The sequence below is a fragment of the Microbacterium sp. SORGH_AS_0969 genome (assembly GCF_030818255.1).
Lineage (GTDB): Bacteria > Actinomycetota > Actinomycetes > Actinomycetales > Microbacteriaceae > Microbacterium.
On record NZ_JAUTAG010000001.1, the window covers coordinates 1,757,980 to 1,778,660 of the forward strand.

A 20,681-nucleotide genomic window follows, 5' to 3' on the forward strand; every position below is an offset into this window, starting at 1 on the left:
AATCCCATGTCGACGACACCCTGGTACCGCGACGGCCGGTTGCACTTCGGTGCCGGCATCGAGAACACCTTCGTGCCGCAGGAGCGCCCGGGCGAGCGCGCGATCGACGAGTACGCCCTCACCGAGCACTACGAGCGATGGAGCGACGACCTCGATCTCGCCTCGTCGGTGGATGCCGAGTTCTTGCGCTGGGGGATCCCCTGGCACGTCGTGTCTCCCGAGCGCGGCCGATGGGACTGGTCGTGGACCGACCGGGTGCTCGACGGCTTCGCCGCTCGCGGCATCCGTCCGATCGTCGATCTGCTGCACTACGGCACCCCGACGTGGATCGAGGGGGAGTTCGCGCACCCCGACTACGCGTCCTTCGTGGCCGAGTACGCCGCGCGCGCCGCCGAGCGGTATCGCGACCTCGCCACCGACTACACGCCCGTCAACGAGCCGATGCTGCACTCCCTGTTCAGCGGCGAATACGCGTACTGGCCCCCGTACCGTCGGGGCGAGGCGGGACTCGTCGAGATCTCGACCGCGATCGCCCGCGGTTTCGTCGAAACCCAGCGGGCGGTGGCCGAGGTGCTGGGGGAGCGCGCCACCTTCGTGCACGTCGACGCGTCGATGCGGTACGCCGGCGACATCGACGCCCCCGAGCACCGCGAGACAGCGGAGCGTTACCGCCACCAGGCCTTCCTCGTCGAGGACCTCGTGACCGGCGCGGTGGGGGCGGAGCACCCGCTCCTTCCTCTGCTGCTTGCACACGGCACTTCGGACGAGACGCTCGCGTGGTTCGCCGAAAACGCGGTGCAACCCGATGTGATGGGCGTCAACTACTACCCGCGGCACTCGACGGAGCTGTTCGAGAGCGGCATCCATCACTCCGGGGGCTTCGCCGACCCGCGCCCCACGCGTGACGACGGCGTCGAGGGGCTGGCCGAGATGCTGCGCACCTACGCCGCCCGGTACGGTGCCCCGGTCATGCTCGCCGAGACCTGCGTGACCGACGACGTCGCGACCCGCCTGCGTTGGCTGGATGACTCCGTGTCCGCTGTCGGGGGGCTTCGCGCCGACGGCCTCGACGTCGTGGGCTACACCTGGTGGCCGTTGTTCGACATGTACGAGTGGACCTACCGACACAGCGACGAGCCGCGGTCCGCCCACCTTCTGACCATGGGACTCCACGACCTCGTGGAGACCGAGACCGGGCTCGCGCGCCGCCGCAACCCCGTCGCCGACCGATTCGCCGAGTACGCATCCCGAGGAGCACGATGACCACCGCCCGCCTGACCCTCGACGCCCGATTCCCGATCGGGACCGTCCGTCGCCGACTGTTCGGCGGCTTCGTCGAACACCTCGGCCGCCACGTCTACGACGGCATCTACGAGCCCGGTCACCCCGAGGCCGACGAGCAGGGCTTCCGCCGCGACGTGCTCGACCTCGTGCGCGAGCTCGGGGTCTCGACGATCCGCTACCCGGGCGGCAACTTCGTCTCGGGCTTCCGGTGGGAAGACAGCGTCGGGCCGCGAGAGCAACGCCCGCGCCGACTCGACCTCGCGTGGCACTCGACCGAGACGAACGAGATCGGCCTCCACGAGTTCGCGGACTGGCTCGACAAGGCCGGCAGCGACCTGATGCTCGCCGTCAACCTCGGCACCCGGGGCGTCCTCGAGGCCCTCGACCTGCTCGAGTACAGCAACGTCCCCGCAGGCACGACCCTGTCTCAGCAACGTATCGACAACGGCCGCGCGGAGCCGTTCGGCGTGCAGGTGTGGTGCCTCGGCAACGAGATGGACGGCCCGTGGCAGCTCGGTCACCGCTCCGCCGACGACTACGGAAAGATCGCCTCGCAGACCGCCAAGGGCATGCGTCAGCTCGACCCGTCGATCGAGCTCGTCGTGTGCGGCTCCTCGGGGGCGTCGATGCCGACGTTCGGTGAGTGGGAGCGCGTCGTGCTCGAGCACACGTACGACGACGTCGACATGATCTCGTGCCACGCGTACTACCAGGAGCACGACGGCGACATCGACTCGTTCCTCGCCTCGTCGGTCGACACCGACCGCTTCATCGAGGCCGTCGTCGCCACCGCCGACCACGTCGGGGCCGTCCGCGGCAGCGCGAAGAGAATCGACATCTCGTTCGACGAGTGGAACATCTGGTACCAGACCCGCTTCCACGACGTCGACCAGATCACCGGCGTCGAGAACTGGCCCGTCGCCCCGCGCCTGCTCGAGGACGTGTACTCGGCCCTGGATGCCGTGGTCTTCGGCAGCCTCATGATCTCGCTGCTCAAGCACGCCGACCGCGTGGCATCCGCTTCTCTCGCCCAGCTCGTCAACGTGATCGCGCCGATCATGACCGAGCCGGGCGGACCGTCGTGGCGTCAGACGACGTTCTTCCCCTTCGCGATCACCTCGCGTCTCGCGCAGGGCGACGCGCTGCGCCTCCGGGTCGAGGGGCCGACCATCGAGACCTCGACCTTCGGCGCGGTCCCCGCGGTGGACGCCGTCGCCACCCACGACGCCGAGACCGGCGCGACGGCGATCTTCCTCGTGCACCGCGGTCGCGACGAGAGCGTCGACATCGCGATCGACGTCAGCGGCCTCGGTGACGTCCGGATCGCCGAGACGCACCTGGTCCACGACGACGACCCGTACGCGCGGAACACGCTCGAGGAGCCGGAGCGCGTGACGCCCGGAACCGTCGACGCCCGGGTGGACGGCGGCATCCTGCACGTGACACTGCCGCCGATCGCGTGGGCCGCGCTCTCGCTCGCGGGCGCCTGACGCCGACTACCGCGCGGGGGTCGTCGCCACGAGCTCGACCTCCTCGTCGGTCCACAGGTACTCCTCCCGCAGAAGACGCAGAACATTCCGTGCCGCTGCGGGGGTGGAAACGCTCGCGCCCCCGTGGACGGGTAATGCCAGCGACTCCACTGCTGACGCCGCTTCACGCAGTTCGTGGACCAGCTCCGGCCGTTGCGCGGTCACGTCTCTGTCCGCGATGACGAGCAGCGTCCGAGACCCGTCGCACGCACGGTGCACATCGCGGTACACGGCGACCCAGAAGACGACGGTCGCCGCGCCCACCGTCACCATGGCGACGACGCCGATGGGAATCGCCGCGATGTCGGTGAACAGCGTGGGCAGCGGCGTGGCATCGGAGCCGGCACGGACGAGGGCGATCGTGCGGACGCCGTTGTAGAGCGCGTAGACCGCGACGGCGATCGCGAGGAGGCGGATGGAGGACCGCCGCGCTTCCGGCGAGATCGCCGCGGTCACGGCGGCGCACGCGCACACCACGGCCAGGGCGCCGGTCCGGCACGTCGCGGCCACATCCTCGTCCAGGAGGAGGGAGGTCACGGCGACGACCGCGACGGAGCCGAACGACGCCAGGACGCACGTCACCGCCGCCCTCGACGGACGAAGGGCGTGGAAGGCGAGCGGGATCATGGCAGGCCCCAAGACGAGAAGGGCGTTCGCCGTCGCGAACGTCGCCGACCCGCCCACGTTGACCCACAGCAGGTACATCGCCGCCGCACCCACCTCGACGACGCCGGCGACGATTCCGTAGCGGATCGAGGTCCCGGTGGGGCCGTGACGCCCGGTGAGCCAGAGCCCTACGCCCAGGATCGCGCTCGTGACCACCAGGGCGGTCACGGAGAGGACGATCACAGAAAGGATCACGGGGCGGACTCCAATGCTCGGTGCAGGCGAGACGCTCAGGGCTTGAAGTCAACGACGCCGGAGTCGTCCAGGCAACCGGTCCGTCGGGGAGGCCCAGACCCACTACTGTTGCTGCCCGATTCGGCGGGCGCCGCGGGCACGCAGAAACGCCCGTTCCCCGCAGAATCCATCGGGACGACTGCGAAGAACGGGCGTCTCTGGGAGCTTCGACCCGGGTTTGGCCGGGCCGGGACCCGGCTAGGGGCCGGGGCGGCGGCGGCTCGGCGCGAGGCAGGCGCGGCCTGGCCGGGTCCGGGTGGGAGGTCAGGCCAGCTGAGCGCGGCGCTCGGCGAGCTGGTCGAAGGTCGCGAAAGACTCGGCGATGGGGCTGCCGGTGAAGTGGCCGACCCAGCCGTCGTCGTCGTGGAAGAAGCGCACGCTCACGTAGTGCGGCGCGGTGCCCATGTCGAACCAGTGCGTGGTGTTCGCCGGCACCGAGATCAGGTCGCCCGCCTCGCAGTACACCGCGTGCACCTTCTCGTTCGCGTGCAGGTAGAACACGCCCGCACCCTTCGCGAAGTAGCGGTCCTCGTCGTCGTCGTGCTTGTGCTCCGACAGGAACTTCTGGCGCGAGGGGGTCTTCACCTCGTCGTAGTTCTCCTGGGCGGGGTCGAGGGCGACGACGTCGACGAGCGTGTATCCCTCGCGCTCCTTCACCTCGCCGATCTCGTCGGCGTACAGCGCGAGCACCTCGTCCTGCGAGGCACCGGGGGCGACATCCTTGACCTCCCAGCGCGAGAAGCGGGCGCCGAGCTCGGCCAGCGCGTCACGGATCTCGGCTTCGTCGATGGTCTCGAGCACGGGAGTGCTCGGGTCGGTCTCTTTCCAGACGGTCAGGAGCGTCACGGCTCCTCCTCTCGGCGCGATGTGGGCGGAATGATCCGATTGTCTCGCCGATTCGACCCGAGTGCCCACTTCGCCGGTGCGATCGTCGGTGTCGGTGTAACAAAGTGCAACCTCGAATAACCCGTGCTCGGTCCGTGCTGCTTGACTGCTCGACGGCCCGACCGGCACAGCACCCGGACGGCCCCTCGCACCCGACTCCTCGACGAAGGGGACCCCGTGTCCGTTCGATCCCACCGCTGGGCGACGCTCCTCGCGACCGCCGGCATCGCCGCCCTCGCCCTCTCCGGCTGCGCACAGCAGAACACCGCGGCCCCCGCGGCCTCGGCGGCTCCCGTGCAGAAGGTCGAGAACCTGCCCGCACCGTTTGACGGCGCGCCCGTCAAGGTCGCGCTCGTGCAGCAGTCCGGCGCCGGCGACTTCTTCACCGCGTGGACGGCGGGCGCGAAAGCCCAGGCGGCCGCGATCAACATCGACCTCACCGTCTATGACGCCCGCAACGACAATGCCAAGCAGGCGTCCGACCTCGAGCAGGCGATCGCCTCGAAGCCCGCCGCGATCATCGTGGACCACGGCCAGACCGACACCATCGAGTCGCACGTGCACGATGCGGTGGCCGCCGGCATCCCGGTCATCGTCTACGACCTCGCCCTCAACGACCCCACCGGCGTCATCGTGACGTCGCAGTCCGACGCGTCGATGGCGCAGGGCGTGCTCGACCAGCTCGTCGCCGACGTGGGCGACGGCGCCAAGGTGGGCCTGGCCAGCACCGACGGCTTCGCACCGCTCGAGCGCCGCAAGAAGGTGTGGGACGAGGTCGTCGCCGAGCACGACCTCGACCAGGTGTTCTTCACCGGCAAGGTCACCGAGTCGACCGCGACCGACAACATCCCGCTCATCGACGCCGCGCTCAAGGCCAACCCCGGGATCCAGGCGATCTTCGCGCCCTACGACGAGATCACGAAGGGCGTCGTGCAGGCCGTCCAGCAGAACAACCTGCAGGACAAGGTCAAGGTCTACGGCATCGACATCTCGAACGCCGACATCGAGGTCATGACCGCCGACGGCAGCCCGTGGGTCGCCACGAGCGCGACCGATCCCTCCGCGGTCGGCGCGGGTGTCGTCCGCGCCCTGGCGCTCTCGCTCGCCGGCCAGCTCGACGAGACGACCGTGCAGTTCCCCGCGATCACGATCACCCGCGACTTCCTGCTCGAGAAGGGCATCACCAACGTCGCCCAGCTGCGGGAGGCCGAGCCGTCGCTCCTGCTGAGCGACACGGTGGTGGCCGACTGGCTCCCCGCAATCTCGGGATGACCTCACCCCTCCACGCCGACGCCGCTCCGGTCGACGACACCCCTGTCGTCCGCCTGAGCGGCGTCGGCGTACGCTTTGGCAGCAATCAGGTGCTGCGCGACGTGTCGCTCACGCTCCGTCCGGGCACGATCACGGCGCTCCTCGGCACCAACGGCGCCGGCAAGTCGACCCTCATCGGGGCCGTCTCGGGCGCCAACGCCGCCTACACCGGCGAGATCGCGGTCGGTGGATCGACCCAGCGCCTGACCTCGCCCGCCCGCGCCCGTCGCGCCGGAATCGAGACGGTGCATCAGCGCATCGCCGACGGGATCGTCTCGGGTCTCAGCGTCGCCGACAACCTCGGGCTCACCGACTTCTCGAGCGCCGGGCATCGTGTCGTGCGCCGGATCGAGTCCGAACGCGTGGCGCGCGCCGCTCTCGAGCGTCTCGGCCTGTCGTGGTCCGACGAGATCCTTCGAGCGGATGCCGCCCGCCTGGGCACCTCCGACGCCCAGCTCGTGGTGCTCGCCCGCGCCCTGCGCTCGACGCCGCGCCTGCTGATCCTCGACGAACCCACCTCCGCCCTGACCGCCGCCGAAGCCGATCGCCTGTTCGCGGTGCTCCGGGTGCTTCGCGACGAGGGGCTCGCGATCCTGTTCGTGAGCCACCGTTTCGGTGAGATCGAGCGTCTCGCCGACCGGATCGTGGTGCTCCGCGACGGACGCATCGAGCTCGAGGCCGAGCGTCCGTTCGACTGGCACGCGGCCCTCGAGGCGATGCTGGGCGTCCCCACCGAGCTCCAACAGCACGTGGACGAGCCGCTCCCCGCGGGTGCGGAAGTCCTCTCGGTCGAGGGGGCGCGGCTTCTGCCCGGAAGCCGGCCGCTCGCGCTCGCGGTGCACGGCGGCCAGGTGACCGGCATCCTGGGTCTGCTCGGAGCGGGCAAGACCGAGCTCGCGGAGCTCGTGACGGGCGTCCGTGCAGATACCGAAGCGCGGTTGCGGCTCGACGGCAGCGAGTACCGACCGGCGGATCCGGCGGCCGCGCAGGCCGCAGGCGTCGTGCTCGTGCCCGAGGACCGCCAGCGTCAGGGCATCCAACCCGGGTGGTCGATCGCCCACACGGTCGGCCTTCCCGTGCTGCGGGCGCTGTCGCGCTTCGGCGTCATGGCTCCGGGCCGCGAACGCGCGGCCGCCGACGCCGTGGTCGAGGACTACGACGTCGTCGCCCCCTCGATCGAGGCCCGCGTCGACGATCTCTCGGGCGGCAACCAGCAGAAGGTCGTCGTGGGCCGCTGGCTCCGCACCGAACCGCGCGTCGCGGTGCTCGACGAGCCGTTCCGCGGCGTCGACATCGGCGCTCGCCGGCGTATCGGCACCGCCGTCCGCGAGCGGGCCGCCACCGGCGCCGCCGTGCTCGTGCTCTCGAGCGACGTCGACGAGATCCTCGAGGTCGCCGACCGGATCGTCGTCCTCGTGTCGGGCCGCATCGCCCTCGATACCCCGGCCGGACGGCTCGACCGTGCGCGCATCGTCGCCGCGCTGCTCGACGACCCCGGCCACCGGAAGGAAACCGCATGACCACCGCCCTCGCTCCGTCCCGACCGAGCGTCGGCTCCCGGACCGTGGATGCCATCGCGAAATGGGGCTTCGTCGCCGTCACGGTGCTGCTGATCGTGTTCTTCGCGGTCACCCAGCCCGCGTTCGCGACCCCCGAGAACATCTTCGGGATGCTGAAGTTCATCGCCCCGATCGGCATCGCCGGTCTCGGCGTGACACTCGCGATGACGGTCGGCGGCCTCGACCTGTCGGTCGGTGCCAACGCGGGCTTCGCCGTCTCGATCGCCGCGTGGACGATGGTCATCGGCAACCAGGTGGGCGGAATCGCGGTCGGCGTCGTGCTGCTCTCGGGAGCGCTCATTGGCGCGATCAACGCGGTGCTCATCGTGTTCGCGCGCATCCCCGACCTGCTGGCGACGCTGGCGACGATGTTCACCGTCGTGGGGCTCAAGCTCATCATCGTCGACGGAAAGTCGATCTCGTCGCAGATGACCCTCGACGACGGCACGACCGCGCCCGGCCGCTTCACCCCCGACTTCCTGTGGTTCGATCGCGGCTCGATCGGCCCCGTCTCGGTTCCCGTGCTGCTGTTCCTCGGCCTCACCGTCGTGCTGTGGTTCGTGCTCGACCGCACGCGCTGGGGACGCGCCCTCGCGGCGGTGGGGTCGAACCCCGAGGCCGCGCGGCTCGCCGGCATCCGTGTGAAGGCCTACCGCGCCGCGGCGTACATCGGCTGCGGCATCCTGGCATCCATCGCGGGTCTCGTGCTCGCCGCCCGCATCGGGCAGGGCGACGTCTCGGCCGGCAACAGCCTGCTGCTGGATGCCGTCGCCGTCGCGCTCGTGGGCGTCTCGGTGCTCGGCATCGGACGCCCGAACGCGTGGGGCACGGCTCTCGGCGCCGTGCTCGTGGCGGTCATGGTCACCGGGTTCTCGATGATGGGGCTGCCGTACTACATCCAGGACTTCGGGAAGGGCCTCGTGCTGCTCGTGGCCCTGCTGTTCAGCTTCACGTTCCGCCGTCGCAAGACCACCATCGTCGCCGGGAGCACCACCGCATCATGACTCTTCTCACCGATCAGCTGACCGTCGAGTCCGTCCCCGCCTACCTCGTCGCCCGCCCGCACCTGGCGGGGCCGGTGGATCCGGCATCCATCGTCTCGGTCGTCGAGGTCGGCGACGGCAATCTGAACCTCGTCTTCATCGTGAAGGATGCCGCGGGCAACGGCGTCGTGGTCAAGCAGTCGCTCCCGCACGTCCGTGTCGATCCGTCGTGGCCGCTCACGCGCGAGCGGGCGGCGCGCGAGGCTGTCGTGCTCGGCGTGCACGAGAAGATCGACCCCGCGCACGTGCCCGCGTTCCACGGCTTCGACGCCGAGAACCTCGCGCTGTCGATCGAAGACCTCAGCGACCACGAGGTGTGGCGCGGAGAGCTGATCGCGGGGCGCCTGCACCCCTACGCCGCCGCTGAGCTCGGGCGATACGTCGGCGCCGTCGGATTCGCGACGAGCGTGTTCGGCACGCCCGGACCCGAGCGGCGGCGTCGCATCGCCGACGCGACGAACCCGGAGCTCAGCGAGATCACCGAAGATCTCGTGTTCACCGAGCCGTACATCGACCACGAGCACAACGGCTGGCTGCCCGCGAACGAGGAGGACGTGCGGGAGTTGCGCGCCGACCGGGCGTTTGTGCGCGAGATGGGGCTCGCGAAGCAGCGATTCCAGGAGAGCACGCAGAGCCTCATGCACGGCGACCTGCACACCGGGTCGGTGTTCGTGCGCGCCGAGGGTGCCTCGGTCCGGGCGTTCGACTCGGAGTTCGGCACGTACGGCCCTACCGGCTTCGACCTCGGCGCCGTGTGGGCGAACCTCGTCATCGCGGCGGCGCGCGCGCACGTGCTCGGCCGGTCGGCCGACGCCGAGACGCTGCTGCGGCTGCCCGTGGAACTGGTCGACGCGTTCGAGGCCGAGTTCCGGAGCCGCTGGCCCGAGCGTGTCGACCCGCGCGTCTATGGCGACGAGGTGCTCGAACACACGCTGGCGCAGGTGCGGTCGGATGCCGCCGCCTACGCCGCGGCCAAGGCGGTGCGCCGGATCGTCGGGTTCTCGAAGGTCGCGGACATCCAGACGCTGCCCGAGGCGGAGCGCGCTGTCGCGGCGCGTCTCGTGCTCCGCGCGGCGCGGACGCTCGGCACCGCCCGCCTCGAGGACGCCGACCCGCGCGTGCTCACCGAGCGCACGGTGGCGCTGCTCGGCTGACGCCCGGGCGCATGGCATCCGCCGTTCGGGGCGGTGGTGCCGGGTCGCGGTAACGCGTCGCCGTGTCGCGTCGTCGTGTGCCGCGTCGCTGTGCCGCGGTGTCGCCGTGCCGCGTCGCCGCTGCAACGCACCGCCGTGCCGCGTCGCCGGGCCGTCGTGCTGCGTCGTGCGCCACCGGCTCGCGCATAAACGCGATTTGCTCACATAAACGCGAGGAGCGCGTGTTTATGCGCATGGATTGCGTTTATGCGTGGGGCGTGGGGTGCGCCGGGCCTGCGTGCTGGTGCGGCGCCTGGGCAGGAGCGCCGGGCGAGTGGCGGATGCCGGGTGCCGGGGTTGTGCGTGTCCGGTCGGCCTCATGCCGCCGTTGGCAGCGCCCATAAACGCGATCCGCTCACATAAACGCGGGGAGCGCGTGTTTATGCGTGTGGATCGCGTTTATGCGTGGGGCGTGGGGTGCGCCGGGGCCGGGACGCCGGTGCCGGGGCGCTGTTGCCGCAGTGGACGTGTCGCCGGGGCGAACGGTGGATGCCAGATGTCAGGGGTTGTGCGTGTCCGGTCGGCCTCATACCGCCGTTGGCAGCGCCCATAAACGCGATCCGCGCACATAAACGCGGGGAGCTCGTGTTTATGTGAGCGGATCGCGTTTATGCGTGCCGCCGCGCCCGCCCGAGGGCCCCGGCCGCCCCGCAGCGCCGGCCGCCCCGCAGCGCGCACCGCACCGCGTCCGCCCGGCCGCCCCGCAGCGCCCGCCGCACCGCGCCAAGCCGCCGCCCACCCGCGCGACCCGACGGCGCCCGCCGCTCAGCGCGTCGCGACGGCGAAGCGCAGCAGCCACTCCGTGATCTCGAGGTGGCGGCGCGCGCCGGCGACGTCTTCGCCCCACGCGTAGATGCCGTGGCTCGCGACGATGAGCGCGGGCACCTCGGGCACCTCCGCCGTGGCCGGCGCGTAGACCTCGTCGAACCAGGCCGCTTCGACGGTCATGTCCTGGTGGTTGCGGATGACGGGAATCGTCACGGTCTCGTCGTGCGCGCGGTGGCCGATGCCCTTGAGCATCTCCATGTCGCGGATCTCGACCCCGCCCGGCCACCGGTGCCCGGCGACGACCGCGTCGAACGCGTGCACGTGGAACACCGCGTTCGCTCCGGTCCGCGCCGCGATGTGCGCGTGCAGTCCCGCCTCAGCCGACGGCGGCCGGTGGTCGTCGGGGTCGAGAGCCGCCCCGGCGTCGTCGATCAGCACGACGTCGCGGTCGGTCAGCTCCGATTTGTCCAGGCCCGAAGCCGTCACCGCGAGCACGAGGGGGTCGCGGTCGACGACGACCGAGAGGTTTCCCGACGTGCCGCGCATCCAGCCGTACCCCGAGAATCGCGAGGCCTCGGCGGCGAGGGCGGCCCCGGCCGCGCGCACCCGCTCGGGCGCGGGCAGCGTCATCGCGAGAGCTCGATCTCGTCGAAGGATGCCACCGACGGCGCCGTGAACGACGCCCCGTGCCACGGTTCCCCGGCGCGATCCAGCGCGACGACCTGCCAGCCGGCGGCGCGCGCCGCGGTGACCTCGTCGGGGTGGTCGGTGAGGAAGAGCGCGCGCTCGGGGACGACACCGAGGGCGGCGGCGATGCGCTCGTACGACGCGGCCTCCTTCTTCGGCCCGGCGCTGACCGTGTCGAAGAAGTCCTCGACGAGCGGCGTCAGGTCGCCCTGCGGCGCGTGTCGGAACCACGGCACCTGCGACGCGACTGAGCCGGACGAGTACACGGCGAGCCGGATGCCGGCCTCGTGCCACTCCCGCAGGCGCAGCGGCACGTCCTCGAAGAACTGCGAGTGGATCTCGCCCGCAGTGAAGCCCTCGGCCCAGATGATGCCCTGAAGGGTCTTCAGCGGCGTCGACTTCACATCGGATGCCATGAGCCCGCGGAGCGCGTCGGCGACCTCGGCGTCGGTGGCGTCGGCATCCAGGCCCGTCTCGGCGATCGCGGCGGCACGGGCGGTGCGGACCGTCTCGTCATCGCGTCCGAGCACCTCGTCGAGGCGCGGGCGGGCGTAGTCGTACAGGTCGCCCAGGATGAATCCGGCGGCGCTCGTGGTGCCCTCGATGTCGAGCACGACCACGTCGGCGGAGAGGGAGGTCATTCGGAATCCTCGTCGGATCGGGCGTTCACGGGACGGAACGCGATGGTCTCGGGTTGAGCGGTGGATGCCACGGGGGCGGGGTTCTCGAGCGAGCGACGCCGGCGCAGCGCCGGGGCGGGCGGCTCGGCGGCGCTCACACCGGGATCGGTCGAGAAGTGCTCGCCGACGCGGGAGGGCTCGAACGTGCCGCGACTGGTCGCGATGCGGGTCACGAGACGCGGCGGGGTCACGTCGAAGGCCGGATACCACGCCTCGGTGACGAGCGGGCTGGCCGTGCGGCGGCCCAGCACCTCGAGAACCTCGGTCGGGTCGCGGTCTTCGATGACGACGTCGTCACCGGTGGGCGCGCCCGGGTCAGGGGCCTCGATCATCGCGTAGTACGGGATGCCGAACGCCGCCGCCGCGGCCGCGTGCGCGAGCGTGCCCACCTTATTGACGACGGAACCGTCGAGCGCGACACGGTCGGCGGCCGTCACGACAGCGTCGATCGGTCCGGAGCCGACGCCCCGCGGCGAGGCGAGCGCGGCGGCTGCCATGCCGTCGGTGATGAGCGTGACTCTCTGGTTGAGCTCGCGCAGCGAATGCGCGGTCAGCCGCGCGCCCTGCAGGTAGGGCCGGGTCTCGGTCGCGATCCACTCGATCTCGCGGCCGGCTTCACGAGCCGCGGCGACGAGCCCGAAGAGGTAGGCGTCGGCCCAGCAGTGCGTGAGGATGCGCGGCGACTCGGGCAGCAGCGAGAGCGTCGCCCGGCCCAAGCGGAGGCTCGCCTCGCGGTAGTCACGGTCGACGGCTCGGGCCGTCTCGAGCGTCGCGGACACGAGGGCGTCGGTGTCGTCGGCATCCCTCCCCGCCTCGAGGATCCGGGCGACCGCGTCGCGCGGGTGGGCGTTCGTGGGTCGAGCCGTGGCCAGGGCGCGGCCTGCGCGACCGAGCGCCGTGCGCGCCTCGCCGAGCGGCAGCCCGCGTGCCTGCAGCGCCGCGAGCGCCATGCCCGCGGTGGCCGCGTACAACGGACCCGAGCTCTGGGTTACCATGTCGCGGATCGCCGAGGCGACCTCGTCGGGGGTGGTGGCATCCACCCATTCGACGCGAGAGGGGAAGACGCGGCGATCGAGGATGCGGACGGCACCGGCGGCTTCGTCGAGGACGACGGAGTTTTCGAGGGTGGCAGACATCGCCGTAATCCTCCCACGGCCCGCCGACACGCGCCGTGCGGATGACGCCGCGCGACGTTCGGCCGCGGCCGCGCTCGCCTTGGGCCGTGGGGAGGTCCCTGAGCCCGTCGACGGGACCGGCCGCGCCGTCGGGCCGGGCCGTGGCGGTGAGCCCCCACGCGCCTTCGCCGGATCGCCGCCGTGCCCGCACGCGCGCCGCCCGCGCCTCCCCGCTCGCGCGCCGCCCGCGCCTCCCCGCTCGCGCGCCGCTCGCGCCTCCCCGCGCGCCCGTGCGAGAATGAGCGCGGCGTGCTCGGACCGACCTTTCCCCGCACGGTGCCGCCACAAGCTGATCGGCACCGTACGGGTTCGAAGGGCCACCGAGCCCCAGGACAGCGTCCGCCGCACCTTTTCTCCGAGGAGCAGAGATGTCCGCTACCCCCACCGCCGCCGCTGTCGAGACCTCTCCGGTCGATCGTGTTCAGCAGCACCGCCGGTACCTCATGTGCCGTCCCGAGCACTTCACGGTCAGCTACAGCATCAACCCGTGGATGGAGCCGTCGCGCCCCACCGACACCGCGCTGGCTTTGCGCCAGTGGCAGTCGCTGTACGACACCTACACCCAGCTCGGCCACGAGATCGAGCTCATCGACCCCGTCGAGGGTCTGCCCGACATGGTCTACACCGCCAACGGCGGCTTCGTCATCGACGGCGTCGCGTACGGTCCGAAGTTCCGGTTCCGCGAGCGTGCCGCCGAGGCGCCGGCGTTCATCGACTGGTTCGCCGCCAACGGCTTCGAGGTCGCCGAGCCCGTCGAGGTCAACGAGGGTGAGGGCGACTTCCTGCTGGTCGGGAACACGATCCTCGCCGGCACCGGCTTCCGCTCCACGGGCGACAGCCACCGCGAGGTCGGCGAGGTCTTCGCGCGCGAGGTCGTCTCGCTGACGCTGACCGACCCGCGCTTCTACCACCTCGACACCGCGATCGCCGTTCTCGACCCCGTCGAGGGTCCTTCGACAGGCTCAGGAACCGGCGGCGTCGAGAAGGCCAACATCGCGTACCTCCCGAACGCGTTCGACGAGCGCAGCCAGGCAATCCTGCGCGAGCGCTACCCCGACGCGATCCGGGTCTCGGATGCCGACGGCGCGGTGTTCGGCCTGAACTCGGCCAGCGACGGCAAGAACGTCATCATCTCGCCGCGCGCCGTGGGCTTCGAGGCGCAGCTGCGCGAGCGCGGCTACACCCCCGTGAAGGTCGACCTGTCCGAGCTGCTGCTCGGCGGCGGCGGCATCAAGTGCTGCACGCTCGAACTGCGGGGTGCGTGATGGGCGCCACCCTCGAGAACCTCGGTCTCGCCCTCATCCAGGCCGAGAGCGCGCACGTCGCGCACAACTACCACCCGCTGCCCGTCCTCGCCCACAGCGCCGAGGGCGTCTGGGTCACCGACATCGAGGGCAAGCGGTACCTCGACCTTCTGTCGGCGTACTCGGCCCTCAACTTCGGTCACGGACACCCCGCGATCCTGGCCGCGGCCCGTGAGCAGCTCGGGAAGCTCACGCTCACCAGCCGCGCCTTCCACAACGACCGGCTGGGGCCCTTCGCCACGGCCCTGTCGCAGCTGTGCGGCAAAGACCTCGTGCTGCCGATGAACACCGGCGCCGAGGCGGTCGAGACCGGCATCAAGGTCGCCCGCGCGTGGGGATACCGCACGAAGGGCATCGCCCCGGATGCCGCGACGATCATCGTCGCGAACGGCAACTTCCACGGCCGCACCACGACGATCGTGGGCTTCAGCGACGACCCCGTCGCGCACGACGACTTCGGTCCGTACGCGCCGGGCTTCGTGCACGTCCCGTACGGGAACGCGGATGCCATCGCCGCAGCGATCGACGAGAACACCGCCGCGGTGCTCCTCGAGCCGATCCAGGGCGAGGCGGGCGTCATCGTGCCGCCGGAGGGGTTCCTCCGCCGGGTCCGCGAGATCTGCACCGAGAACAACGTGCTCTTCATCGCGGATGAGATCCAGTCGGGTCTCGGCCGCGTGGGCGAGACGTTCGCGTGCGACCGCGAGGGCGTCGTCCCCGACGTGTACCTCCTCGGCAAGGCCCTCGGCGGCGGCATCGTTCCGCTGTCGGCGGTCGTGGCGGACGAGGACGTGCTCGGCGTCATCCGTCCCGGTGAGCACGGCTCGACGTTCGGCGGCAACCCGCTCGCGGCCGCTGTGGGTCTGCGGGTCGTCGAGATGTTGGCATCCGGAGAATTCCAGACCCGCGCGAAGGCCCTCGGCGAGCATCTCGAGGCGGCGCTGCAGGCGCTCGTCGGCCACGGCGTCACCGAGGTGCGCATCGCGGGGCTGTGGGCCGGCGTCGACATCGACCCGGCGTACGGAACGGGCCGCCAGATCGCCGAGAAGCTGCTCGCCCGCGGCGTGCTCGTGAAGGACACGCACGGCCAGACGATCCGCATCGCCCCGCCGCTGACGATCCGCGCGACCGAGCTGGACTGGGCCGTCGAGCAGCTGCGGCACGTCCTGTCGGCCTGACTCGCTGAGGCGCCTTTCCGGTCCTCCGATCGGCCGTGTCCCACTTTGTGCGGTTCTCAGGTGTGATTCCTGCACAAAGTGGGACATGTACGAGGCGTGGGATCGGCTGCGCGGCATCCGGACGTATGCGTGTCCCACTTTGTGCAGATCTCCGTTGTGATTGCTGCACGAAGTGGGACATGAGCGATGCGTGGGATCGGCTGCACGGCATCCGGACGTATGCGTGTCCCACTTTGTGCGGTTCTCAGGTGAGATTCCTGCACGAAGTGGGACACGGGATGCCACGGGCCGACGCACCGCGGCCCAGACGCGGGGCGTGGTCAGGCGACCGAGATCGTGATCTCGTCCCAGCCCGTCGCGCCGTCGGGAGCGGGCGCCGCGCGATTCGGCGTCTGGGTCTCGCCGGTGGCTGAGATCGCGCGGCAGCGCAGCGTGTGGGAGCCGCTGGTCGCGGTCCACGGCAGGCTCCACTGCACCCAGGTGTCGGCCGAGATCGCGTTCGCGAGCTTCGCGGGCTGCCAGGCGCCGTCGTCGACCTGCACCTCGACGCCCTGGACGCCGACGTGGGTCTGCCACGCGACACCGGCGATGACCGCATCCCCCGCGGCCAACCGGGCGCCCGCGCGGGGAACGTCGATGCGCGACTGCAGCTTGACCGGTCCGCGCTCCGACCATCCGCGCGAGGTCCAGTACCCCTCGGCGCGGTCGTAGCGCGTGACCTCGAGCTCGCTCACCCACTTGGTCGCGGAGACGTACCCGTACAGGCCCGGTACCACCATGCGCACCGGGAACCCGTGCGCGAGGGGCAGCGGTTCGCCGTTCATCCCGATCGCGAGCAGGGCGTCGCGGTCATCGGTCAGCGCTTCCAGGGGACTGGATGCCGTGAACCCGTCGACGGAGTGGGAGAGCACCATGTCGGCCTCCGCCGTCGGCTTCGCCCGCGCGAGGACGTCGCGGATCGGCACCCCGAGCCACCGGGCGTTCCCGATGAGGTCGCCACCGACCTCGTTCGACACGCACACGAGGGTCGCGACCGTCTCCTTCTGGGGGAGGGCGACGAGGTCGTCCTACCTCAGCACGACCTCCTGCTCCACGAGTCCGTGCACGCGCAGACTCCAGGTGGCCGGGTCGATCTGCGGCACCACGAGAGCGGTGTCGATGCGGTAGAAGTCGGACGACGGCGTGATGACCGGGGAGAGGCCGTCGATCTTCAGGTCGGCGGTGGCGGGCACCGCGGTCGTGGTGGTCGGGCTCGGAAGGCGGAGGGCGGCACGCACCGCGCTGACCGCTCGGGCGCCGCTGCTCAGCGCGACGGACCCGGCCGCGGCGAGAGCGCCGGCCAGGACCGCCACGCCCGAGAGCGCCAGGACCCTGCGGCGGGTGGGACCGGTGGAGGTCTCGGGAGCGACCGCTGCGGGTCGAAGCCGGCCGATGAGCAGTCCCGCCACGACGGCGGCTGCGGCGCCCGCGATCAACGACGGCACGGGTGACAGCAGCGCCGCGTCATGGCGCGCCAGCGACACGAGAGCGCCGATCACACCGATCGCCGCCAGGATCACTCGGCCCCACGGGGGTCGACGCCGTTCGACGACTCCTGCGGTCCCGGCGACGGCGAGCAGCAGCACCGCGATGCCGACGAGCAGGGCGGTCTTGTCCGCCGTCCCGAAGAGGCTGATCGCGAGGTCTTTCGCCCACGCCGGAGCGATGTCGATCATGCCCCCGCCGATCACCGCGAAGGGGCTCGCCGAGGGCGAGATGACCGCCGCGGCCAGCTCGCCGAGACCCGCCCCGAAGACGGTCGCCGCGATCGACGCGACGACCGCCGGGACGATCGCCGGAAGGTCGCGCGGGCGGGAGGATGCGGGGGCCACGAGGGGAGCCTACGGAGCGCTGAGGCTCGTGGCGCCGGAGGCGCCGAATTCATAGCGAACCGGCATGCACCCCCGCGAGCCGCAGCGAGGTGTCCCAGACGCGCGTCGCCTCGTCGAGGTCGCGCAGCGGACGGTACAGGGGATGCGTCCCGGGCGTCCCACCGAGGTGGCCGAGGCCGGTCGGGCCGTAGAGCACGTCGCTGCGCGGGTCGTCGGTGGTGGCCGCGAGCAGCGCCGGCAGAGCGGCGGTGGCCGCCGTGCCCACGAGCAGCCCGCGCGCCGACATCCAGCGGATCACCCGCACGCCTATCGTGTCGGTCGCGCGGCCGATCTCGGGGCGGGCGGCGAGAAGGTTCGTCGGCGCGACGCCGGGATGCGAGACGACACTGCGCACGCCCCACCCCTCGCGCCGCGATCGTTCGTCGAGCTCTCGCGCGAACAGACCGAGGGCGATCTTCGACGCCGCGTACGCCCGCTGCCCGTCGTAACGACGCTCGCTCTCGAGGTCGTCCCACTCGATGCGCCCGCGAGCGGCGGCGATGCTCACCTGGCTGACGACGCGCGCCCCTCCGGCCTTCAGGAGCGGCAGCAGGTGACCGACGAGGGCGACGTGGCCAAGGTGATTCGTCCCGAACTGCAGCTCGTGCCCGTCGACGGTGGTCTGCCTCTTCGGGGGAGTCATGACACCGGCGTTGTTGATCAGGATGTGCACCGGCATCCCCTCCTTCTCCAGAGCGGCGCCGAACGACGCGACCGACCCGAGCGACGCGAGGTCGAGGTCGTGTACCGCGATCCGGGCTTCCGGGTGACGGTTCCGGATGCCACGCGCCGCCCGCTCGCCCTTCTCCCGGTTGCGGACGGGCAGCACGAGGTCGGCCCCGGCCGCCGCGAGGCGCTCAGCGATGACGAGTCCCATGCCGTCGCTGCCGCCGGTCAGGACGGCGCGCTTCCCGGCGAGGGAGGGGAGGGGGATGTCGCGGGTCATGAGGTCTCCTTCGGGGTTCGTCGTCTCAGTCTCACGCGATCGACCGGGCGGAGGCAGGGCCTGTCGATCCGCGGCTCGCGAGGACGCGGCACGGCAGAGGGGGATCGGCGCGCCCTGGTTCGCAGCGATCCGGGACGGTAGACAGGACGACGTGATCGATCGAGCCGCGCTGGCGGACTTCCTGCGCACCCGCCGCGAGGCGCTGCAGCCCGAGGACGTGGGGCTCCCGCGCGGCGCGCGGCGGCGCACCCGAGGGCTGCGGCGCGAAGAAGCAGCCGCGTTGAGCCACATGTCGACCGATTACTACGCGCGGCTGGAGCGGGAGCGCGGACCCCAGCCGTCCGAGCAGATGTTGGCATCCATTGCTCAGGGGCTGCACCTGTCGCGCGCCGAACGCGATCACCTGTTCCGCCTGGCGGGTCATGTGCCCTCCGAGCACGGGCTGGGCGGGGAGCACATCAGCCCGGGCCTGCTGCGCGTCCTCGACCGCCTGGACGACACTCCGGCAGACGTCGTCACCGAGCTCGGTGAGACGCTGCGGCAGTCGCGGCTCGGGGTCGCGTTGACGGGAGACGCGAGCCTCCGCCGCGGCCCGATGCGGAGCCTCGGCTACCGCTGGTTCGCCGACCCCGCGTCGCGGTCGCTCTACCTCCCCGACGATCACGCGTTCCTCAGCCGTCTCTTCGCCTCGGGGCTTCGCGAGATCGTCGGTCGGCGCGGACCCGGCTCCCGCGCCGCCGGCCTCGCCGACGACCTGCTGCGCCGCAGCGAGGAGTTCCGCGAGTTGTGGGCACGCCACGAGGTGGGCCTGAGACCGGCCGACACCAAGCACTTCGTTCATCCGACGGTGGGCGAGATCGAGGTGCACTGCCAGACGTTGATCGATCCGGGAACGAGCCACTCGCTGCTCGTCTACACCGCGGCACCCGGCAGTGAGAGCGCGGAGAAGCTGCGCCTGCTGGCCGTGGTCGGGCCCACCGTCCCCGCGTGAGGTCGGCGCCCGCGCCCGCGTCACCGCGCGGACGGGTAGCGTGCTGAGCATGCGCGAGAACGTCCGCCGGGTTCGGCGCCCCGCCGCCGACGGGGCGTCGGCGTTCGACCTCGCTTACGTGCGTTCGGGACCGCGCGGAGCGACCCCCGTTCTCGTGATCCCGGGCGGCCCCGGGCTCGCATCGGTCCTGCCCTATCGGGGTCTGCGTCGCTGGGCGGCCCGCGGCGGCCTCGACCTGATCATGGTCGAGCACCGGGGCGTCGGTCGCTCGCGCAAAGACCTCGCCGGCCGTGCCCTCCCGCCCGCGGCGATGCGCATCACGGCGGTCCTCGACGATCTCGCGGCCGTCCTCGACGCCGAGGGCGTCGACCGCGCGGTGATCGTCGGCTCGTCGTACGGCAGCTACCTGGCCATGGCGTTCGGGGCGCGGCATCCGGAGCGCGTCTCGGCGATGCTGCTCGACTCCGCCCTGCAGTCGGCGCACGACATCGACCTCGAACGTGAGTGCCTGAGGGAGTTGTTCTGGGATGCCGACGACGACATGGCGCGCGGGGTGAGGCGTCTCGTGTCCGCCGGGGTGTCGGAGCGGATCGTGCTCGACATCGTGCGAGCCGCGTACGAGCTCGGCGGCCCCGACCTCGTGCATCCGCTCGTGCGGCACGAGCCCGGTTTCGCGTGGCGTGCGCTGGGCGCCTACGCCACACGCGGCGCCGAGATCGCACGCTTCCCGGGCATCTACGAGTTCGACCTCGTCGGCACGATCGCCTTCCGCGAACTGGGATACGGCGGCACCCCCGACGGGCACCCGCTCGACCCGGCCCGCACGTATCTCCCACTCGCGTCGCGGTATCCGGTCTTCGCCGGGGAGCCGTACGACCTCATCGAGGCGGTGCGTTCGTTCGACTGGCCGCTCGTGGTGCTCTCGGGCGACCGCGATCTGCGCACCCCGTCGGCGATCGCCGAGCGCGTGGTCGCGGCGGCTCCGGATGCCACCCTCGTGCGCATCCACAACGGGCACAGCGCCCTCGACACCCACCCCATGGCGCTGCTGAACGCGGTGCGGCGGTTGGTCCGGGGCCAGCAGGATCGGCTGCCCGCCGACGAGCCCGCGCTCGATCGTCTGCCCCGCAAGGGCCTGTCTGCGTCGTTCCCCGCCCTGCTGCTGCACGTCGCCCACCTCGACGCCCTGCTGCGCAAGCGCGTGCTGCATCGCTGATCCGCGGCATCCGTTGTCCGTGCCGATGAGGGATCGGTGGTGCCGTGGGTGTGCCGTCGTGCGGAGTTCGGGGGTGACACGCCGTGCGCGGTGGCCGCGGGGCGGCGTGTTGCCGGTGTTCT

General features: G+C 71.4%; 17 protein-coding genes and 1 pseudogene. 10 read left to right on the forward strand and 8 right to left on the reverse strand.

The genetic code is table 11. From position 1 onward, the window contains the following. The first annotated feature begins 6 nt into the window (after positions 1-6). Both QE388_RS08170 and QE388_RS08175 read left to right on the forward strand, forming a co-directional pair. Positions 7-1,263, forward strand: a complete 1,257-nt coding sequence (locus QE388_RS08170) for a family 1 glycosylhydrolase (RefSeq protein ID WP_307384662.1) — start codon at positions 7-9, stop codon at positions 1,261-1,263. After that, positions 1,260-2,774 carry an alpha-N-arabinofuranosidase gene (locus tag QE388_RS08175; protein ID WP_307384664.1) on the forward strand — a complete coding sequence of 505 codons (1,515 nt, stop codon included), beginning with the start codon at positions 1,260-1,262 and terminating at the stop codon, positions 2,772-2,774. The genes QE388_RS08170 and QE388_RS08175 overlap by 4 nt, the downstream gene beginning before the upstream one ends. Before the next feature lie 6 nt (positions 2,775-2,780). Here QE388_RS08175 and QE388_RS08180 read toward each other — a convergent pair whose 3' ends face one another. Together QE388_RS08180 and QE388_RS08185 are read right to left on the reverse strand one after the other, a co-directional pair. Then, positions 2,781-3,674, reverse strand: coding sequence for a hypothetical protein (locus QE388_RS08180; RefSeq protein ID WP_307384666.1), 894 nt, complete (start codon positions 3,672-3,674; stop codon positions 2,781-2,783). A 303-nt stretch (positions 3,675-3,977) separates the two neighbouring features. After that, on the reverse strand, positions 3,978-4,559 hold the full coding sequence (locus tag QE388_RS08185; RefSeq protein WP_307384668.1) for an acireductone dioxygenase: 582 nt from the start codon (positions 4,557-4,559) through the stop codon (positions 3,978-3,980). A 216-nt stretch (positions 4,560-4,775) separates the two neighbouring features. Between QE388_RS08185 and QE388_RS08190 the strand changes: the two genes are divergently transcribed. The 4 genes from QE388_RS08190 to mtnK are packed head-to-tail and all read left to right on the forward strand — an operon-like array spanning position 4,776 to position 9,665. Beyond that, positions 4,776-5,870: a substrate-binding domain-containing protein gene (locus tag QE388_RS08190; protein WP_275798026.1), complete on the forward strand. Its 1,095-nt coding sequence runs from the start codon at positions 4,776-4,778 to the stop codon at positions 5,868-5,870. Continuing rightward, positions 5,867-7,429: a sugar ABC transporter ATP-binding protein gene (locus QE388_RS08195; RefSeq protein WP_307384670.1), complete on the forward strand. Its 1,563-nt coding sequence runs from the start codon at positions 5,867-5,869 to the stop codon at positions 7,427-7,429. The genes QE388_RS08190 and QE388_RS08195 overlap by 4 nt, the downstream gene beginning before the upstream one ends. Beyond that, positions 7,426-8,472, forward strand: coding sequence for an ABC transporter permease (locus tag QE388_RS08200; RefSeq protein ID WP_275801632.1), 1,047 nt, complete (start codon positions 7,426-7,428; stop codon positions 8,470-8,472). The genes QE388_RS08195 and QE388_RS08200 overlap by 4 nt, the downstream gene beginning before the upstream one ends. Next, positions 8,469-9,665: an S-methyl-5-thioribose kinase gene (mtnK, locus tag QE388_RS08205; RefSeq protein ID WP_307384673.1), complete on the forward strand. Its 1,197-nt coding sequence runs from the start codon at positions 8,469-8,471 to the stop codon at positions 9,663-9,665. The genes QE388_RS08200 and mtnK overlap by 4 nt, the downstream gene beginning before the upstream one ends. Positions 9,666-10,469: 804 nt before the next feature. On the opposite strand, the gene mtnB is transcribed toward mtnK, so the two are convergent. Genes mtnB through QE388_RS08220 form a run of 3 tightly spaced genes read right to left on the reverse strand, consistent with a single transcriptional unit; the run spans position 10,470 to position 12,975 of the window. Further along, positions 10,470-11,102 (reverse strand): methylthioribulose 1-phosphate dehydratase, encoded by a 633-nt coding sequence (gene mtnB / locus QE388_RS08210; RefSeq protein WP_307384675.1) that lies wholly within the window; start codon positions 11,100-11,102, stop codon positions 10,470-10,472. Then, positions 11,099-11,800 carry an acireductone synthase gene (gene mtnC / locus QE388_RS08215; protein ID WP_307384677.1) on the reverse strand — a complete coding sequence of 234 codons (702 nt, stop codon included), beginning with the start codon at positions 11,798-11,800 and terminating at the stop codon, positions 11,099-11,101. The genes mtnB and mtnC overlap by 4 nt, the downstream gene beginning before the upstream one ends. Next, a complete protein-coding gene (locus QE388_RS08220) occupies positions 11,797-12,975 on the reverse strand; it encodes a hypothetical protein (RefSeq protein ID WP_307384679.1) in 1,179 nt (392 codons plus the stop codon). The genes mtnC and QE388_RS08220 overlap by 4 nt, the downstream gene beginning before the upstream one ends. A 407-nt stretch (positions 12,976-13,382) precedes the next feature. Here QE388_RS08220 and ddaH point away from each other — a divergent pair, with 407 nt between their 5' ends. Then, complete coding sequence (ddaH, locus tag QE388_RS08225) at positions 13,383-14,279, forward strand: dimethylargininase (protein WP_307384681.1); 897 nt, start codon at positions 13,383-13,385, stop codon at positions 14,277-14,279. Further along, positions 14,279-15,496 (forward strand): ornithine--oxo-acid transaminase, encoded by a 1,218-nt coding sequence (gene rocD, locus QE388_RS08230; protein WP_307384683.1) that lies wholly within the window; start codon positions 14,279-14,281, stop codon positions 15,494-15,496. The genes ddaH and rocD overlap by 1 nt, the downstream gene beginning before the upstream one ends. A gap of 320 nt (positions 15,497-15,816) precedes the next feature. Here rocD and QE388_RS18515 read toward each other — a convergent pair. From QE388_RS18515 to QE388_RS08250, 3 genes and pseudogenes are all read right to left on the reverse strand, one after another. Continuing rightward, positions 15,817-16,551, reverse strand: a pseudogene (locus QE388_RS18515) (molybdopterin-dependent oxidoreductase); the annotation flags it as partial. 12 nt (positions 16,552-16,563) lie between these two features. Next, the gene (locus QE388_RS08245; protein WP_307384685.1) at positions 16,564-17,367 is read right to left on the reverse strand and encodes a hypothetical protein; all 804 of its coding nucleotides are present in this window, start codon (positions 17,365-17,367) and stop codon (positions 16,564-16,566) included. Between the two features lie 49 nt (positions 17,368-17,416). Further along, positions 17,417-18,352: an SDR family oxidoreductase gene (locus QE388_RS08250; protein WP_307384686.1), complete on the reverse strand. Its 936-nt coding sequence runs from the start codon at positions 18,350-18,352 to the stop codon at positions 17,417-17,419. Between the two features lie 151 nt (positions 18,353-18,503). Between QE388_RS08250 and QE388_RS08255 the strand changes: the two genes are divergently transcribed. Both QE388_RS08255 and QE388_RS08260 read left to right on the forward strand, forming a co-directional pair. Next, positions 18,504-19,343 (forward strand): helix-turn-helix transcriptional regulator, encoded by an 840-nt coding sequence (locus QE388_RS08255; protein ID WP_307384688.1) that lies wholly within the window; start codon positions 18,504-18,506, stop codon positions 19,341-19,343. Between the two features lie 49 nt (positions 19,344-19,392). Next, positions 19,393-20,559 (forward strand): alpha/beta fold hydrolase, encoded by a 1,167-nt coding sequence (locus tag QE388_RS08260; RefSeq protein WP_307384690.1) that lies wholly within the window; start codon positions 19,393-19,395, stop codon positions 20,557-20,559. Positions 20,560-20,681: the final 122 nt, after the last annotated feature.

Bases quoted from the DNA above. Each gene is read 5' to 3' on its own strand.
- ddaH (WP_307384681.1), top strand. From the start codon at position 13,383: ATGTCCGCTACCCCCACCGCCGCCGCTGTCGAGACCTCTCCGGTCGAT.
- mtnK (WP_307384673.1), top strand. From the start codon at position 8,469: ATGACTCTTCTCACCGATCAGCTGACCGTCGAGTCCGTCCCCGCCTAC.
- QE388_RS08250 (WP_307384686.1), bottom strand. From the start codon at position 18,352: ATGACCCGCGACATCCCCCTCCCCTCCCTCGCCGGGAAGCGCGCCGTC.
- QE388_RS08200 (WP_275801632.1), top strand. From the start codon at position 7,426: ATGACCACCGCCCTCGCTCCGTCCCGACCGAGCGTCGGCTCCCGGACC.
- QE388_RS08195 (WP_307384670.1), top strand. From the start codon at position 5,867: ATGACCTCACCCCTCCACGCCGACGCCGCTCCGGTCGACGACACCCCT.
- QE388_RS08260 (WP_307384690.1), top strand. From the start codon at position 19,393: ATGCGCGAGAACGTCCGCCGGGTTCGGCGCCCCGCCGCCGACGGGGCG.
- QE388_RS08220 (WP_307384679.1), bottom strand. From the start codon at position 12,975: ATGTCTGCCACCCTCGAAAACTCCGTCGTCCTCGACGAAGCCGCCGGT.
- QE388_RS08175 (WP_307384664.1), top strand. From the start codon at position 1,260: ATGACCACCGCCCGCCTGACCCTCGACGCCCGATTCCCGATCGGGACC.
- mtnB (WP_307384675.1), bottom strand. From the start codon at position 11,102: ATGACGCTGCCCGCGCCCGAGCGGGTGCGCGCGGCCGGGGCCGCCCTC.
- mtnC (WP_307384677.1), bottom strand. From the start codon at position 11,800: ATGACCTCCCTCTCCGCCGACGTGGTCGTGCTCGACATCGAGGGCACC.
- rocD (WP_307384683.1), top strand. From the start codon at position 14,279: ATGGGCGCCACCCTCGAGAACCTCGGTCTCGCCCTCATCCAGGCCGAG.
- QE388_RS08170 (WP_307384662.1), top strand. From the start codon at position 7: ATGTCGACGACACCCTGGTACCGCGACGGCCGGTTGCACTTCGGTGCC.